A 15435-nucleotide genomic window follows, 5' to 3' on the forward strand; every position below is an offset into this window, starting at 1 on the left:
GGTGGGCTCGGCCGGCCGGCGCTACGCGTGCGGCGTCAGATCCAGCGAGGTGATGGTCGTCATCCGGGTCACCAGCCAGCGGCCGTTGGCGCGTTTCATGAACAGCCGGTAGGACAGGTATTTTAGTGACGGGATGTTCTTGGTCAGCGGGCTGGTCGACGTGGTGTTGGTATAGACCATGACGACGGCGTTCGGGTCATCGAGCGATTCGACCGCCGCGCCGGTGACCTCGGTGTTATTGGTCACCTTGGCCTGCTTGTTCGGGGCCACGATCGCGTCGACGAATTTGCGGTACTGCGCCTCGAAGTCGCCGGCGAGGTAGGCCGCCGCGCGGTCGGCGAGGCCGTCCATGTTCTCCGGCGTGTAGGTCCACAGCGTCGTGATCGCGCGGGTCGCGGTCCGCGCGACTTTCAATTTGGTTGCGGCGGTGGCGCGATCGGCCAGGTACGGCTGGACCGCCGCGCCGCCGAAGGCCGCCGAACCGACGAAGAGCACCGCGGCCACGGCGACGGCGACGGCGAGCCGCTTCCCGGCCGGCCGCCTCCCGCGGCCGCCCGGCCCGGCCTCCTCGGCCTGCTCTTCGGGCTTCGCGTCTTCGGCGGATTCCGTTGGGGCGTCGGCGCTTTCGTCAGGCTCCGCGGGGCCCTCGGTGGTCGGGGTCAGATCACCTGCAGCAGGTTGCTGATTTTCCACTGCTTCCCTTCCTGCGTGGCGGTCGCCGTCCAACGATTGGCGTTCCCGAATACCTGCTTTTCGTCCGCCGACTTGGAGGTCACCTCGGTGGCCACCATCACGTTGGCGCTGCCGTCGTCGTTCCACCGTTCCAGGCCGGCGCCCAGGACCGTGCCGGTCGCCGGTTCGGCCCGGGCGACCTGGAGCAGGATCTCGTTGGCCTTTTCCTGGTACTGCCGGGCGAAATCGCCGGTCGCCTGGGCCAATATCCCCGCCACATAGTCGTTGGCGTGGTAGGGGTCGATGGAGGTGAACTGCGTCATGAACCCCGACACGTAGCTGATCACCTCGCGGTCCCTCGACGCGGCGCGCGCCCGGGATTCGTGGGAGATCAGCATCAGGGTGCACACCGTGACCGCGGCGGCCATCAGCACCGCGGCCACGGCGCCGGCCAGCGGCAACCCCCACGGTCGCCGCTCCGGCACGGGGCGCGCGACGAGCAGCGGTTCCTCGCCGGGCCGAAACTTGCGCCGGGGGCTCATTTTCCGTTCCCGGGGGGTTTCGGTTTGGTCAGCACGGCGAGGTCGTCGACGCGCCAGCGGTCGTCGCCGCCCTTCGCGAAATCCACCCGCACGGTCGCGCTGATGTAGCGTTCGTCGGGCGCCGCGCCCCGCCGGCCCTGCAGGAACAGCAGCATCGTCGCCCGATCCGGCGCGGCGGACTGGACCGACCAGTCGACCGGCCAGTACTCGTTGATGACCGCGTTCCCCTTCCGCACCACGTCCTGCTGGGCGGCCAGCTGGTCCCGGTATTTGTCGGTGGCCAGCGATCGGGCGCGCGCGAAATCGTCGCTCAACGATTTCGGGTCGTACGTCAGCATCTGAGCGACGATCTTCGGCCCCTGCACCGCGATCTGTGCGCGGGTCTGATCGGTCGCCCGATCGCGGGAGTACACCGCCAGGTAGCTCACGGCGGCGCCCGCGAGGCAGACCGCCGCCGCGGACAGCACCGCCGCCGCGATCCACCGCCGCGCGTCGGGCCGCGACCCGCCCGGCTCGACGCGTCGCACCTCGGTGCGCGACAACAGGTCGGCGAAGGTGCGGCGCCGCGAATCCCACAGCGGCCACAGCCATCCCACCACCGACGCGGTGTCCAGCAGGTGCGCCAGGTCGCGCAGCAGCAACCGCCACGGGCCGGCGGCCGTCCCGTCGCGGCGCACCACCGCGATCCCGAAGAGGGTGCGCCCCAGGCTCCAACCGGTCGCCGCCGGCAACAACAACCGGTTGGCCAGCATCGCCAGGACGGCGACGCCGATGACGGACACGCACGCCCACCACCACGCGCCGCGCGCCGGCACGGTGACCGACACCAGGGCCATCGTCGCCACCACCGCGGCCGCGGTCAGGACGTCGATGGCGAACGCGCCGACGCGGGAATGCCAGGGCGCCAAGGCTTCCCGCGGCGGTTCCGGGACGGCGGCCTCGGTTCGGGTCCGGGTGTGAGCCTCCTCGACCACCACCGTCACTTCGTCACCTGGTCGAGTTTGGAAATCTTGTACTGGCCCTCGGCGAGCGCCATCCGCACCCGCAGGCGGTAGCCGGTCTCGTTCTGCGACTGGTCGGTAGACACCTTGACGCGCATCGCGACGAGCACGTCGACCGAACCGTCGGCGTTGTTGCGCTCGACCGCCGCCCGCACGTCGGACACCTGGACGTGGATGTTCGCGGCCTGATACGCCTGGACGAGCATGTTGGTGTAGAGCAGGGCCTGGGCGCGGAAAGCGTCCGTGCCACAGTCGATGATCTTCTGTTCGCTCGCGGCCATCGCGGTGCCGTCGGGCGCCTGGGTCGCCGAAACGCAATCCACCGCCGCCTTGAGCGCGGCGGCGTCGTTGCGCGCGATGGCCAGGCTTTCGTGGTGGGAACGCAGCGCGAAGTAGCCACCGGTTCCCAGGGCGGCCGCGCACAGCACAAGCGCCGCAACAACACCGGCGACCCAGCCACACCCCAGGCGCGACGGACCGCGCCCGGCGCCGGCGTCCACGGCGGCGGGCGCCGGCTCCTGCTGGTTCTTCGGGCCCGATCTCCGGGAAAGCCCGCGCAGGCGACCAAACATCGGCATCGGTGGGGGTTCAGCCGGCCGGCGCCAGCATCTCCTTCCATCCGTCGTCTCCGGTCCTGGTCGAGTTTTCGACGGAGTACTTGACCCCGTCGGGCCCCACCAGTTCACCGCTCTGGGGGTTGTAGACGGCGGCGGGCGGCCCGCCGGGGGTGTAGACGCACGGGTTGGGCTGTTGCCCATTGCATTGCACCGTCCCGGTTCCCGGCCGCGACAGGGGGTCGCTGACCGGCGGCGGCGTCCCCGAGACCCGGTTCGACGGCGCCGGGTTCATGCCGTTGTCGACGGACGGCGCCGGGATCACCATGCCCGGCCGCACCGACTGATCGCAGCGCGCCGCCGGCGCGGGGCAGGTCAGGATCTGGTTCGGGTCGCCGTACCAGGGGTTGGTCCCCGCCGGAACGTACGGCTTGGGGTCGCGGCACTCCCGGGGCGTGGCCGCGCGCTTGCCGGGGATGTCCGTGCACGGGATGTTGCGCGACCCGCGCACGCTGTTGGCCGGCGTGTCCATCGGGATCTTGCAGTAGGTGCCGGTCGGCAGCGGCTGCATGCTGGTGTCCGCCGGGGACCGCCACTCCGATGCCGGAATGAAACCGGTCAGGCATGGCGGCGGCTGGTTGATGGACAACGCGAGGTCGAGCGCGGCCTGGTTCGGGAACGGCGCGGCGACGGTCTGGGCGATCGAGGCGCCCTGCGGCAGGAAGACCAGCACCTGCTCGACCCCGGTGTGGTAGCGCTTGAGCAGGTCGATGACGACCTCGAGGTTCGCCAGCGTCTGCGGCAGCGAGTCCCGGACGCCGCTGAACACCTCGTTGACCTGATCGGCCGTTGGTGCAGCCTGCGTCAGCAGGCTTTTCAGGTGCTGGTCGTTGGCCGCGCTCTGCGCGCCCAACCTGTCCAGGTTGCGCGCCCAGCGCTCGATCGCGCTGCCGGAATCGACCTGGCTGTCCAGGACCGGGCCGGAGTTCTGGATGATGTCGTTGACGTCGGTGATGTTCGTCTTGAAGTCACCGACGATCGCCTGGGTGGAGTCGACCAGCCGCTGCAGCGCGGGACCCAGCCCGCCGACGGATTGCGCCGTCTCGTCGAGCAACGAGCCGATCTTGTCCTTCGGCAGCGCGGCAAGCCCCCGGTTGGCGGTGTCCAGCGCCGGCCCGATCTCGGCGGGCACCGTGCCCTTGGCGATGGTTTGCCCGGGCGAGAGGTACTTGCCGGGATTCCCGGTCGACACCAGGTCCAGGTACTGCTCGCCGACCGCCGACACGGAGTGGACGTTCGCGATCGCGTCGACCGGGATCTTGTAGCGGCTGTCGACGCTCATGGTCGCCTCGGCGCCGGTTTCGGTGGGCTCGACGTCGGTGACCTTGCCGATGGTGATGCCGCGATAGGTCACGTTGGCCGTCGGATACAGGCCGCCCGACGCCGGCAGCTCGGCCTTGAGCGTGTACCGGCCGATGCCCACCAGGCTCGGGATCTGCAGGTAGTACACGCCCAGCACCAGCAGCGAGATCACCGTGAGGATGCCGAACAGCACCAGCTGGCGTCGGATGAAGCGAGTCAGCATTGTCCTCTGTCCGCCCTTTCCACCAGCGGTCCGCCCGGCGCGTCGTTCGGGTTGGGCGTGTAGCGGACGTCGGGGATCATCGTCTCGGGGTCGCGCCCGAACGACTGCTCGAGCGCGCGCAGCGACCCCGACAATCCGGTGCCGGTGAGGAACGCGTTGTCGACGGCGCTGTAGGTCAGGTCGAGCGTCAGCGACACGTTGACGTAGTCACCGCGGAACAGCTTGGGAACGGTGTCGATGTCGAACGGCTGGGTGAGGATCAGCTTCAGCGCGCCGATCAGATACGGCGAGGCGCGGCCGAGTTCCCGCAGCGGGCATTGCAGCGATTGCAGGTCGGTGTGCAGGGGGCCGCGGGCTTCCGACAGGTACTGGTCGGCGGCCTGGCTGAGGCGCCCCACCGCGTCGACGGCGTTGATGAGCAGGTTCTTGGTGTCGGCGAAATGCTTGATCAGCGGCGGGATCTCGGTAAACACGCGGTCCAGGACGTCGGCGCGGCCACCCACGTAGGTCAGCAGCCGGTTGGTCGAGTCGATGGCGTGGGTGATGTCGTCGCGCTGTTGATTCAGCTGGTCGGTGAAGGTGTCCAGCTTGCCGAGGAAGGCCCGGATCTTGTCCGCGCGCCCGTTGAAGATGTTGTAGACCTCGTTCTGCAGCACCTCCAGGTTGGGGATGCCGCCGCCGCGCAGGATCAGCGAGAGGCTGGCCAGGGTCTGCTCGGTGGTGGGGTACGCGGACGAGTTCTTCAGCGGGATGGTGTCGCCGTCCTTGAGCAGCTGCGGCGACGGGTTCGGCGGCGCGGCCAGCTCCACGTGCTGCGAGCCCAGCAGCGACGTCTGGCCGATCTTGGCGGTGGCGTTCTTCGGGAGCTTGACCGAATTGTCGATGCCCAGCGTCAGGGTGGCCACCCAGTTCTTGAGGTTGATGGCCTTGATCGAACCGACGTAGACGTCGGCGACCATCACCTTGCTGTTGCCGTTGATCGCCAGCGTGTCCGGCACCTGCGCGTAGATCGTGTAGGACCCCGCCCCGCCGCCCGGGCCGCCGGGGATCGCCACGTTGGAGATCCCGCGCCAGCCGCACGAGCTCAGCACCAGCGCGGCCACCAGCAGCGCCAGCCCCTGCCAGGCCCGGTGACGGATCGCGCTCACTGGCCACCTCCCACGTCGGCGGGCACCGGCGGGCCGCCGGCGTTGGGTGCGGGCGCGGCCACCGGCACCGGCGTCGGCGCGACGGGACCCGGGGCGACCGCCGGGCCCGGCGGCGGCGGGCCGATGGGCACCGGGGCGTTCAGGCCCATGGGCGGCAGCACCGGGTTCTCGTCGTAGGCGTTCGGCGGGCCCGGCGGGGTCTGCAGGTTCGACTGGACGGGCGCGATGTTGGGGCCGCCCATCAGCTCGGCCAGCGAGTCGGGCGTCATCAGGCCCGCCGTGATCGGGCCCACCTGCTGGCCCTGCATGCCCGGGGCGACGATCCACCCCTGCTGGGTGTTGCGGTGCGACAACGGCGTGTCCGGCACCCAGATCCCCGGCACGGTCGTGTCCTTGTACCCGTTGGGCGGCTGCAGCCGGGGCTCGGAATAGGCGACGTCCTTGGGCAGCGTCTCGGCGGTGCTGAACAGGTTCAGGCCGAACGGCAGGTAATTGAACTTGATCGCATCGAGGATCGGCGCCAGGTACTGCGCGCACAGTTCCGCCGACTCCTGATACCCGAGCCGGCTGCCGGCCTGAATCGAGCTGCAGATGAACTGCATCGGGTTCGCGAAGCTGGTGATCGCCGGGATGGCGACCACGGAGCCGTGCGACGGGTGATAGATCTGGTTGATGTTCGCCGCGGCCGTCGGGATGACGTGCAGGGCGGTCTCCAACCCGTTCAGCGGCTCCGGTTGCAGCAGCGCGTTCGTCGCGGTCGCCAGGTTGTTGACGTCGTGGGTCAGCACCTCGCGGTTTTTGTCGAGGAACGGCCGCACCGTGGAAAGCAGGCTGTCGAACTGCTGCAGCGCGTTGGCGAGGTCGGTGTCGTTGTGCGCCAGCCGGGTGGTGAAGTCCGCCAGGTTCTGGTTCAGCGCGACGAACTGCTGGTCGTCCTGGTGCAGCGCGTTGACGAACAGCGCCAGGCTGCGCACCACCGCGAAGAAGTCGCCGCGGCCCTCGTTGAGCGCGGTCAGCGCCCGCGACAGGTTGGTCAGCGTCGTGTTGATCTGCTTGCCCTTGCCGGCCAGCCCGTCGGCGAACGACTCGATGACCTCACCGAAGGGCCCCTTCGGCTGCTCGGGGGTCGGGCCGAGCTTGGAGATGATGTTGGTGATGCTGTTGCGCAGCTCGTCCCATTCCACCGGCACCTGGGTGCGCTCCTCCGGGATCACCGCGTTGTCGGCGAGCACCGCGCCACCCTTGTAGGGCGGCTCCAGCTGGATGGCGCGCGAGGCCACCAGGGTGGGGTTGAGGATCACCGCGGAGGCGTTGGCGGGCACCTTGTACTTGTTCTCGTAGTGGAAGGTGACCTTCATCTTGTCGCCGGTCGGCTCGATCTTGTCGATCGCGCCCACCCGCAACCCCATGATCTGCACCTTGTCGCCCGGGTAGAGCGCGTTCGCGGCGGGGAAGTAGGCGACCACCGTGTTGTTCGTCAGCTTCTCGTACAGCCGCCAGCCGACGTACCCGACGACGAGGGCCAGCACGATCGCCAGCGACCCGACGATCACCGTCGCCCGGGTCAGCTTGGGGAGCCGGATGTTGCGGATGTCAAAGATGGTGCTCAATTCTGGCTACCCCCTCCCGCCGCGCCGCTACCGCCGGTGCCGCCGGGGTTGATGAACGGCGCCGGCAGCTGGTTCCCGGGCCCGGGCGGGGCCGGTGGGCCGGGCGGCAGGCCCGGGGCGAACGTCGACGGCGGCGGGGTCGGGCCGGCCGGCGCCAGGTTCTCGGTGCGCGCGCCCGGCGGCGCCTCCGCCGGAAGCGGCACCGGGGTGCCCGGGACGTTGGGGGCCGGCTGGCCCGGCCGCCCCGCGATCGGGATGCCCGGCGTGGGCGGCAGGCCGGCGGGGTTGGGCGGCGAGGCGTCGACGTCGATCGGCGCGGGGAAGCCCGGGCCGCCGAACGGGCCGACCGTCGCCCCCGCGCAGGGCAGCGGGTTCCACGGCCGCGGCAGGCCCTCGTCGCCGACGGTGACGTTGCCGCCGGGATTCGCCGGCGCGTAGGAGCACGGCGACCCGGGCGGGACGGCGGGTCCCGGGTGATCCGGGGTGCCTTCCAGCACCGGGGGCGCCGGCGGCGGCGCGCCGTTGGGGAACCGGGTGCCGTTGGGGTCGGGCCAGCGGTATTCCGGCAGCCCGGCGCCGCGCCAGAAGTTCTCCGGGTCGATGCCGCGCTTCTTGAACGCCGCGTCGACCCACGGCTGCAGAATCTGATAGAAGGCCAGGTTGTGCAGGACCACCTTGAAGAATGGCCCCGACGCGATGGCCTCGTTCAGCGACGGGAGGAACTTGCCCACCTCGACGAGCCCGGCCGCCACGTCGTCCTTGCGCTCGACCAGGATGTCGCTGACCGTGCGCAGCTGCTCCAGCACGTGGTTCAGGTTCGGGTTGTCGTTGATGAGCCCCTTCACCTGCTGCGAGAACGCCGCGACGTTGGCCAGCAACGCGTTGATGGCCTGGCCGCGTTCGTTGAACGCGGCCAGCAGCGTCTTGGCGTTGACCAGCAGCCGGTCGACCTGGTCGCTGCGGTCACCCAGCACGCTGGCCACCTGGTTGGCCTGGGCGAGCAGGTGCTTGATCTCCTCGTCGCGCTTGCCGATCGTGTCGGAGAACTTCGCCACCCCGTCGAGCGCGGCGCTCAGGTGCGGGTAGGTCTGGTCGATGGTCTGCGACAACACGTGCAGTGACTGCTTGACCGTGTCGATGTCCCAGCCGCTGGCCGCCTTGGTGACGTCGAAGAAGGCGTCGTAGATCTGATAGGGCGTCGTGCTTTGACCCAGCGGCAGGGTGGCGCCGGGCTCCAGCGGCCGGTCGCCCCGCGCCTCGATCTCGAGGATCTTCTTGCCGAGGATGGTGTCCGTCTTGATCGCCAGCCGGCTCTCGGTGCCGATGGTTTCGGCGCCGATCGAGAACTTCAGTACGATGTGGTCCCCGTCGATCTTGAGGCCCTCGACCTTGCCGACGTCCATGCCGGCGATGCGCACCTTGTCGCCCGTGTTGATTCCGCCCGTATCGGTGAACTGCCCGTAGTAGCTGGGCTTGGCGAACAGCATCGGGACGCTCGTGAAGCTTTGGCCCACGCCGATGACGAGGGCCGTCACGAGGATGCCCATGATCCCGATGCGCAGCCGGTTGGGAGGTTCGAGCGTTCTCATTGCGGCGTGCACCTGCCCGTCGGCTGCTGGAACAGCCGGACCGTGCGGACCGGGCCGCCGGACTGCAGCCCGTTGATCTTGAGCGTGACGTCGCAGGCGTAGAAGTTGACGAAGTCCCCGTAGGACCCGATGCCGCGCCCGATCATGTTCAGCGCGGTCGGCACCTTGTGCAGGTAGTCGGTCAGCTGTTGGCGCTGATCGATGAGCGGCTGCTGGACCGCGTCGAGGTAGTTGAGGGTCTTGTGCAGCAGGGAACGGTCCTCACCCAGCAGGTCGGCCACCGTTCCGGCGGCGTTGCTGATGTGTGCGGTCCCGCCGGCCAGCTGATCGCCGTGGTCCTTCAGCCCGGTGATCAGCACCTCGAGGTTGTTGATGGTCTGATCGAAGTCCTTGCGGTGCCGGACCGTGGTGTCCAGCACGATGTTCAGGTTTTTGACGACCTCGCCGATCGCCCGGTCCCGCTCACCGAGCTGCGAGGTGAGCTGCGCGGTTTGGTCGAGGATGTCGTTGATGGTGCCGCCCTGCCCCTGGAACACGGTGACCAGGGCCGACGCGATGGTGTTGACCTTCTGCGGGTCCAGCGCCCGAAACAGCGGCTTGAAGCCGCCGATCAGCGCGTCGAGGTCGAGCGCGGGCGACGTCCGCGCCAGCGGGATGAAGCCGCCCGGCGGCAGGACCCGGTCGGCCCCTTCTCCCTCGCCGCGTTTGAGCTCCAGGTAGCGGTTGCCGATCAGGTCGAGGTAGCGGATCTGTGCGGTCGTCGACTGGTACAGCGGCACCGCGCGGTCGACGTTGAAATCCACCCGCACCCGCTTGCCGCCGTCGATCAGGTGCACCGAGCTGACCTTGCCGATCTCCACCCCCGAGGCGCGGACGAACTGGCCCTGCCGCAGCCCGCTGACGTTGCTGAACTCCGCCGAGTAGCCGTAGGTGCGGTCGAAGCGCATCTGGCCGAACACCACGATGATCATCACGGTGAACAGCAGCAGCACCAGCGAGAAGGCGCCGAGTCGGACGAGGGTACCGGTGATTTTCATGGGTTGATCGTGTTGTCCCCTACCTGGCGGCCCCAGACGTACTCGATCGCATACGGCGAACCGGTGTCCAGGTGGTTGTACGGCGCGATGCTGTTGCCGGAGTCCATCACCAACTCGGGCGCGGGCCACAGGTCGTGGGTGATGGTCTGCCAGCAACCCGGCGCGCCGCCCGGTCCACCGCGGGCATTCACCCGGGGCAGGTTTTCCGGATAGATATAGGGATTGGGCGCCCCGCCGACCACTCCGGCCAGCCCGCCGAGTCCCATCGTGAGCGCGTTGAGGGCCACGAACGACAGCGGGTTCAGCAGCAGTCCCGCGCCCGACAACGCCTGGGTATGGCTGTTCAGCGAGTAGCCGTTGCCGCCGAGGAAGCTGGCGGCCTTGGGTTCGATGTCGTGATAGTTGCGCACGGTGCAGAACAGCTCCGGGCTGTAGGTGTCCAGCAGCTGGGCCGTCGGCACCAGGTCCTTCGCTCCGCGCGCCAGGTACGGCCCGCCGCGGCCGAAAATGTCCGCGCCGGTGTTGCCGAACCCGGCCGCCGACAACAACGCCCGGTCCAGGTCCTTTTGCTGCTGATTGAGCGTGCGCGACGTGGTCACCGCGTTGTTGAGGAAGTCGAACAGGTCCGGCGAGGCGTTGGCGTAGGTGTCGCCCAGGCCCGCCAGCTGCCGGATGTCGTGCCGGGCCTGCGGCATCTGCGGGTTGACGTCGTCGAGGACCGCGTTGGCGTTGACGATCGACTGCCCGAACCTGTCACCCAACCCGGCCAGCGATTGCGCGGCGGCGCTCAGCGTCAGGTTCAGCTTGACCGGATCCACCTTCTCCGCGATCGAGGTGATGGTCTGGAACAACGTGTTGATCTCCGTGGTCACCGACCTGGCGTCGATCACGGTCTGCGGTGTGATCCGTTGCGGCGACGGGTTTTTCGGTGTCGTCAACGACACGTACTTGCCGCCGAACACCGTGGTCGCCTTGATGTCGGCGTTCACGTTGGCCGGGATCAGCTGGAGGTAGCGCGGGTAGACGTCCAGGCTGAACTTGGCCGCCGGCCTGCCGTCACGCACGGTCTCCGAGATGGTGGCCACCCGGCCGATCTCCACCCCGTTGTAGGTGACCTTCGAGCCCGGGTCCATCACCAGCCCGGCCCGCGACGCCACCATCGTCAACTTCGCCTTGGGGGTGAAGTTCCCCCTGAACTGCCCGTAGACCAGCACCAGGATCACCGCGGCGACCACCAGCATCGCGATCCCGGCCACCTTGTACGGCGGGTTTCGCGAGGGGTTGATCTGCACGGGCGACGACATGGCGGCTACACCGTGAGCGCGAAGTTGGGGTTGACACCGTAGAGCGCCAGCGCGGCGGCCAACACGACCACCTGCACCGACACCAGCGAGAAGCGCATCGAGCGGCCGACGGCCTCGCCGACGCCGACCGGCCCGCCGCCCGCGTTGTACCCGTAGTAGCAGTGGGTGATCATCACGACCGCCGTGATGATGATGGCCTCCACGAACGACCAGAACACGTCGTCCGGGCGCAGGAACGTCCGGAAGTAGTGCTCGTAGGTGCCGTTCGACTGCCCGTAGAGCACCGTCGTGGTGATCTGTGGCGACAGGAACGACATGATCATCGCCAGCGCGTAGAGCGGGATGATCACCACCAGCCCGGCCATGATCCGGGTGGTCCCCAAGAACGAGATCGACTTGACCCCCATCACCTCCAGGGCGTCGATCTCCTCGCTGATCCGCATGGCCCCCAGCTCCGCGGTGGCGCCGGCGCCGACCGTGGCCGCCATCGAGATGCCCGTCACGACGGGGGCGGCGATGCGGACGTTGATCAGGGCGGCGAAGAAGCCGGTGAACGCCTCCACCCCGATGTTGCCCAGGGACGCGAACCCCTGGATGGCGACCAGGGAGCTACCGGACAGCGTCACGAAACCGACGATCGCGACGGTGCCGCCCACGACGGCCATGGCGCCGGTGCCCATGCCGATCTGGGCGATCAGCCGCAGCGTCTCCTTGCGGTAGTTGCGCAGGGCGTGCGGGATATTCGCGAGGCACACCCCGCCGAACCAGGCCATCCGGCCGATGTCGTCGAGCCCGCGGCCGGCGGCGCCGCCGTAGCGATCGAGGTTCTCGGCGGCCCGCGGGAAGCGGGCGCGCAGCACGGCGGCGGTCGACATGTCAGTGCCCCGTCCCGAATCGCACACCGATCGTGGTCAGCACCACGTTGACCGCGTACAGCGCGACCACGCACAGCACGACGGTCTCGTTGACGGCGGTGCCCAGCCCCTTGGAGCCGCCGCGCACGGTCAGCCCGCGGAAACAGCCGACCAGCCCGGCGATCAGGCCGAACACCGCGGCCTTGACCGTCGCGATGACCACCTCGGGCAGCCCGGTGATGGTGGTCAGGGTCGCGAGGTAGGCGCCGCCCGACACGTTCTGCAGGTACACCCCGAACAGGTAGCCGCCGACCAGCCCGACGGTGATCACCAGGCCGTTGAGCAGGGTGGCGACCAGGGTCGCGGCGATCACCCGCGGCACCACCAGCCGGTGGATGGGGTCGATGCCGAGCACCTCCATCGCGTCGATCTCCTCGCGGATGGTGCGGGCACCCAGGTCCGCGCAGATCGCCGTCGAACCCGCGCCGGCGACCACCAGCACGGTGGTCAACGGGCCCAGCTGGGTGACCGCGCCGATCGCCGCGCCCGCGCCGGACAGGTCGGCGGCGCCGAACTGGGCCAGCAGGACGTTGAGGGTGAAGATGAGCAGGACGGTCAGCGGGATCGAGACCATGATGGTCGGCAGGAACGCCACCCGCATGATGAACCAGCACTGCAGGATGAACTCGCGCCACTGGAATGGCCAGCGGAAGAGGGCTTTTCCGGTCAGCACGCACATCCGGAAGAATCCGCCGATGAGGGTCAGCGGCGTCTCCAGCTGGTCGCGGAGGTAGCCGAGCAGGTGCGGACCCGTCGACGTCGAAGTCACCGCTTCCCCCTCACCCCGGGGTCGCGCGCCTGACGGTTCCGCGACGGAACGCGTCGCACGCCTCCCCTTTGCCCCGACCCTACGTCAGTGACCATCGGCTCCCTACTCGCGAGTAGTAACGGAGACCACAGGAATGTACCCGATGGCCGTGCACGTGTGAACCGCATCCGCACAATTAACCCTTCGTCAACAGCGGGCAAACATTACACTTCGCGTCATCCTTCCCCTCTGGTCGTTGAATCGTTTGCGGTGGAACGACTTTCGGTCGTGTAGGCGGCGCCGTAGCGCACCCGTAGCTCAGTCTTGAGCACCTTGCCGGCGGGGTTGCGGGGCAGCGCGTCGACGATCTCGAGCGCCTTGGGATGCTTGTAGCGCGCCAGCCGCTCGGCCAGGAACTCGTGGAGGTCCTCGAGCCGCAGCGGGTCGCGCGCGACGGCGGCGACGGCGATCGGCACCTCGCCCCATTTCTCGTGGGCCCGGCCGATGACGGCGACCTCGGCGATGCCGGGATGGCCGGCGAGCACGTTCTCCACCTCCGCGCAGTAGATGTTCTCGCCGCCGGAGATGATCATGTCCTTCTTGCGGTCCACCACCCACACGTAGCCGTCCCCGTCCATCCGGACGAGGTCCCCGGAATGGAACCAACCGCCCGCGAACGCCTCCGCCGTGGCCTCCGGGTTGTTCCAGTAGCCGCTCATCAATGTTGGTGCCCGGTAGACGATTTCGCCCACCTCGCCGACGGGCACGTCGTTCATGTTCTCGTCGACCACGCGGGCGGCCACCGTGGGGATCACCTTGCCGACCGACCCGCGTTTGCGGATCGCGTCCTCGCCCAGCAGCATGCACGTGACCGGCGACATCTCGGTCTGGCCGAACGCGGCCAGTATCTGGGTTCCGGGGAACGTCGCCGACATCTCCCGCAGCAGCGCGTCCGGCGCCGGGGCGGCCCCCCACGACATCACCCGCAGCCTCAGGTCGCGCGGCCGCGCCCGCTGCTCGGCGCACACCGCCTGCCACTGCGCGGGGACCAGGAAGATGCCGGTGACCCTCTCGGCCGCCAACACGTCGAGCAGCTGCCCGGGATCGAACGCGCCCAGCGGATAGATCACCGTGGGGGTGCCGAGCAGCATGCCGGTCAGCAGGTTGCCGATGCCGGCGATGTGGAAAAACGGGACACCGACGAAGCCGACGTCGCCGTTGATGTCGGCGCCGTTGGTGTAGAGCCCGGTCATCGCCTGGCCGGTCAGGTTGGCGTGGGTGAGCACCGCGCCCTTCGGGCGACCGGTGGTGCCCGAGGTGTACATGATCAGCGCCGGCGAATCGTTCGGGATGTCCCTGGGTTCGTGAGCCTCGCCCGGCTCGTTGACGAGGTCTTCGTAGCCCAACACGCCGTCGCCGGTCGAGCCGCCGGCCGCGACGACCGTGTCCAGCGACGGCCGGATGTCACGGACCCCGGTGGCCACCGGGGCGAGCACCGCCTCGGTGATCATCACGCGCGCCTCGCAGTCCTCCACCAGGAACACGATTTCGGCCGGCGTGAGCCGGAAGTTCAGCGGGACGGCGATGGCCCCGAGGGAGTTGACGGCCAGCACCGACTCGACGAATTCGGTGCGGTTGAGCATGAGGATCATGACCCGGTCGCCGAAGCCGACTCCCCGGCGGCTCAACGCGTCGGCCAGCGCCGTGACCCGGCGGCGCAACCCACCCCACGTCACCGTCCTGCCCAGGAACCGCAGCGCCGTCGCGTTCGGCTGCATCAGCGCGTGGCGCTCGAGTTGGTTCACCCAGTTCTGCCGCCGAGCCAGATACGGCTGCTCTTGGGCTAGTTTCTGGGCCTGTGTCAGATGGCTGGCCAATTGCGCGGTCAACTAACGCCTCCCCTTCACCTCCACACCGCTTGCGCCAGGTTGATATTTGATAAAACATAGTGTTGTGTAGATCACACTATGGCTTTGACGGCCCCCCTGACAAGACCCGGCCAAGCCCCGTCAAGCCCGTGAAAGCGCTGGCAGCCCGCGTGAACGCACCGACATCCATGCAACCGAGGACCCGGCGGCCACTGCGCCGCGCGCAGTTGTCCGACGGGGTCGCGGGCCACCTGCGGGCGGCGATCATGTCCGGGACGCTGCGCCCGGGAACGTTCATCCGCCTCGACGAGACCGCGGCCGAACTCGGGGTCAGCGTCACGCCGGTGCGCGAGGCGCTGCTGAAGCTGCGCGGCGAGGGCATGGTGCAGCTCGAGCCGCACCGCGGTCACGTCGTGTCGCCGCTGACCCGGCAGGACATCCAGGACATCTTCTGGCTGCAGGCCACGATCGCCAGGGAGCTGGCCGCCGCGGCCACCGACCACATCACCGACGCCGGGATCGACGAGCTGGAACGCATCAACGACGCGCTGGCGGCGGCCGTCGGATCCAGCGACGCCGAGACCATCGCGGGCATCGAGTTCGCCTTTCATCGCGTCTTCAACCAGGCCAGCGGCCGGATCAAGCTGGCGTGGTTTTTGCTGAACGCCGCGCGCTACATGCCGGTGCTGGTGTACGCGGCCGATCCCGAATGGGGCGTGGCCGCGGTCGGGAACCACCGGGAGCTGGTGGCCGCCCTGCGCCGGCGCGACGCCGCCGCCGTCATCGAGTGCACGGTCTGGCAGTTCACCGACGCGGCGAACCGGCTGACCGAGACGCTCGACCGCACCGGCGTCTTCGGCTGA

At 68.9% G+C, this 15435-nt stretch carries 14 protein-coding genes; 1 reads left to right on the forward strand and 13 read right to left on the reverse strand.

From position 1 onward, the window contains the following. Positions 1–21: 21 nt before the first annotated feature. The 13 genes from G6N25_RS08505 to fadD5 form a co-directional block, all read right to left on the reverse strand. Entirely contained in the window at positions 22–693 is a 672-nt protein-coding gene (locus G6N25_RS08505) for an Mce protein (protein WP_083075819.1), read from the reverse strand. Beyond that, entirely contained in the window at positions 660–1214 is a 555-nt protein-coding gene (locus G6N25_RS08510) for a mammalian cell entry protein (protein ID WP_083075817.1), read from the reverse strand. The genes G6N25_RS08505 and G6N25_RS08510 overlap by 34 nt, the downstream gene beginning before the upstream one ends. After that, positions 1211–2197 carry an RDD family protein gene (locus G6N25_RS08515; RefSeq protein WP_083075815.1) on the reverse strand — a complete coding sequence of 329 codons (987 nt, stop codon included), beginning with the start codon at positions 2195–2197 and terminating at the stop codon, positions 1211–1213. The genes G6N25_RS08510 and G6N25_RS08515 overlap by 4 nt, the downstream gene beginning before the upstream one ends. Next, positions 2194–2793: an Mce protein gene (locus G6N25_RS08520; protein ID WP_372506824.1), complete on the reverse strand. Its 600-nt coding sequence runs from the start codon at positions 2791–2793 to the stop codon at positions 2194–2196. The genes G6N25_RS08515 and G6N25_RS08520 overlap by 4 nt, the downstream gene beginning before the upstream one ends. Positions 2794–2803: 10 nt before the next feature. Then, positions 2804–4354: a virulence factor Mce family protein gene (locus G6N25_RS08525; RefSeq protein WP_083075814.1), complete on the reverse strand. Its 1551-nt coding sequence runs from the start codon at positions 4352–4354 to the stop codon at positions 2804–2806. Next, positions 4348–5502 carry a virulence factor Mce family protein gene (locus G6N25_RS08530; RefSeq protein WP_083075812.1) on the reverse strand — a complete coding sequence of 385 codons (1155 nt, stop codon included), beginning with the start codon at positions 5500–5502 and terminating at the stop codon, positions 4348–4350. Before G6N25_RS08530 ends, G6N25_RS08525 begins: the two co-directional genes overlap by 7 nt. Then, complete coding sequence (locus G6N25_RS08535; RefSeq protein WP_083075811.1) at positions 5499–7112, reverse strand: virulence factor Mce family protein; 1614 nt, start codon at positions 7110–7112, stop codon at positions 5499–5501. Before G6N25_RS08535 ends, G6N25_RS08530 begins: the two co-directional genes overlap by 4 nt. Beyond that, positions 7109–8701 carry a virulence factor Mce family protein gene (locus G6N25_RS08540; RefSeq protein ID WP_083075809.1) on the reverse strand — a complete coding sequence of 531 codons (1593 nt, stop codon included), beginning with the start codon at positions 8699–8701 and terminating at the stop codon, positions 7109–7111. Before G6N25_RS08540 ends, G6N25_RS08535 begins: the two co-directional genes overlap by 4 nt. Next, positions 8698–9738 carry a virulence factor Mce family protein gene (locus G6N25_RS08545; RefSeq protein WP_083075808.1) on the reverse strand — a complete coding sequence of 347 codons (1041 nt, stop codon included), beginning with the start codon at positions 9736–9738 and terminating at the stop codon, positions 8698–8700. Before G6N25_RS08545 ends, G6N25_RS08540 begins: the two co-directional genes overlap by 4 nt. Next, complete coding sequence (locus G6N25_RS08550; protein ID WP_083075806.1) at positions 9735–11042, reverse strand: MCE family protein; 1308 nt, start codon at positions 11040–11042, stop codon at positions 9735–9737. Before G6N25_RS08550 ends, G6N25_RS08545 begins: the two co-directional genes overlap by 4 nt. A gap of 5 nt (positions 11043–11047) precedes the next feature. After that, on the reverse strand, positions 11048–11917 hold the full coding sequence (locus tag G6N25_RS08555) for an MlaE family ABC transporter permease (protein ID WP_083075805.1): 870 nt from the start codon (positions 11915–11917) through the stop codon (positions 11048–11050). 1 nt (position 11918) lies between these two features. After that, positions 11919–12635: an MlaE family ABC transporter permease gene (locus G6N25_RS08560; RefSeq protein ID WP_372506845.1), complete on the reverse strand. Its 717-nt coding sequence runs from the start codon at positions 12633–12635 to the stop codon at positions 11919–11921. Between the two features lie 305 nt (positions 12636–12940). Continuing rightward, positions 12941–14593, reverse strand: a complete 1653-nt coding sequence (fadD5, locus tag G6N25_RS08565; RefSeq protein WP_083075802.1) for a fatty-acid--CoA ligase FadD5 — start codon at positions 14591–14593, stop codon at positions 12941–12943. 149 nt (positions 14594–14742) lie between these two features. Between fadD5 and G6N25_RS08570 the strand changes: the two genes are divergently transcribed. After that, entirely contained in the window at positions 14743–15435 is a 693-nt protein-coding gene (locus G6N25_RS08570) for a GntR family transcriptional regulator (protein WP_083075800.1), read from the forward strand.

The organism is Mycobacterium heidelbergense, from assembly GCF_010730745.1.
GTDB lineage: Bacteria > Actinomycetota > Actinomycetes > Mycobacteriales > Mycobacteriaceae > Mycobacterium > Mycobacterium heidelbergense.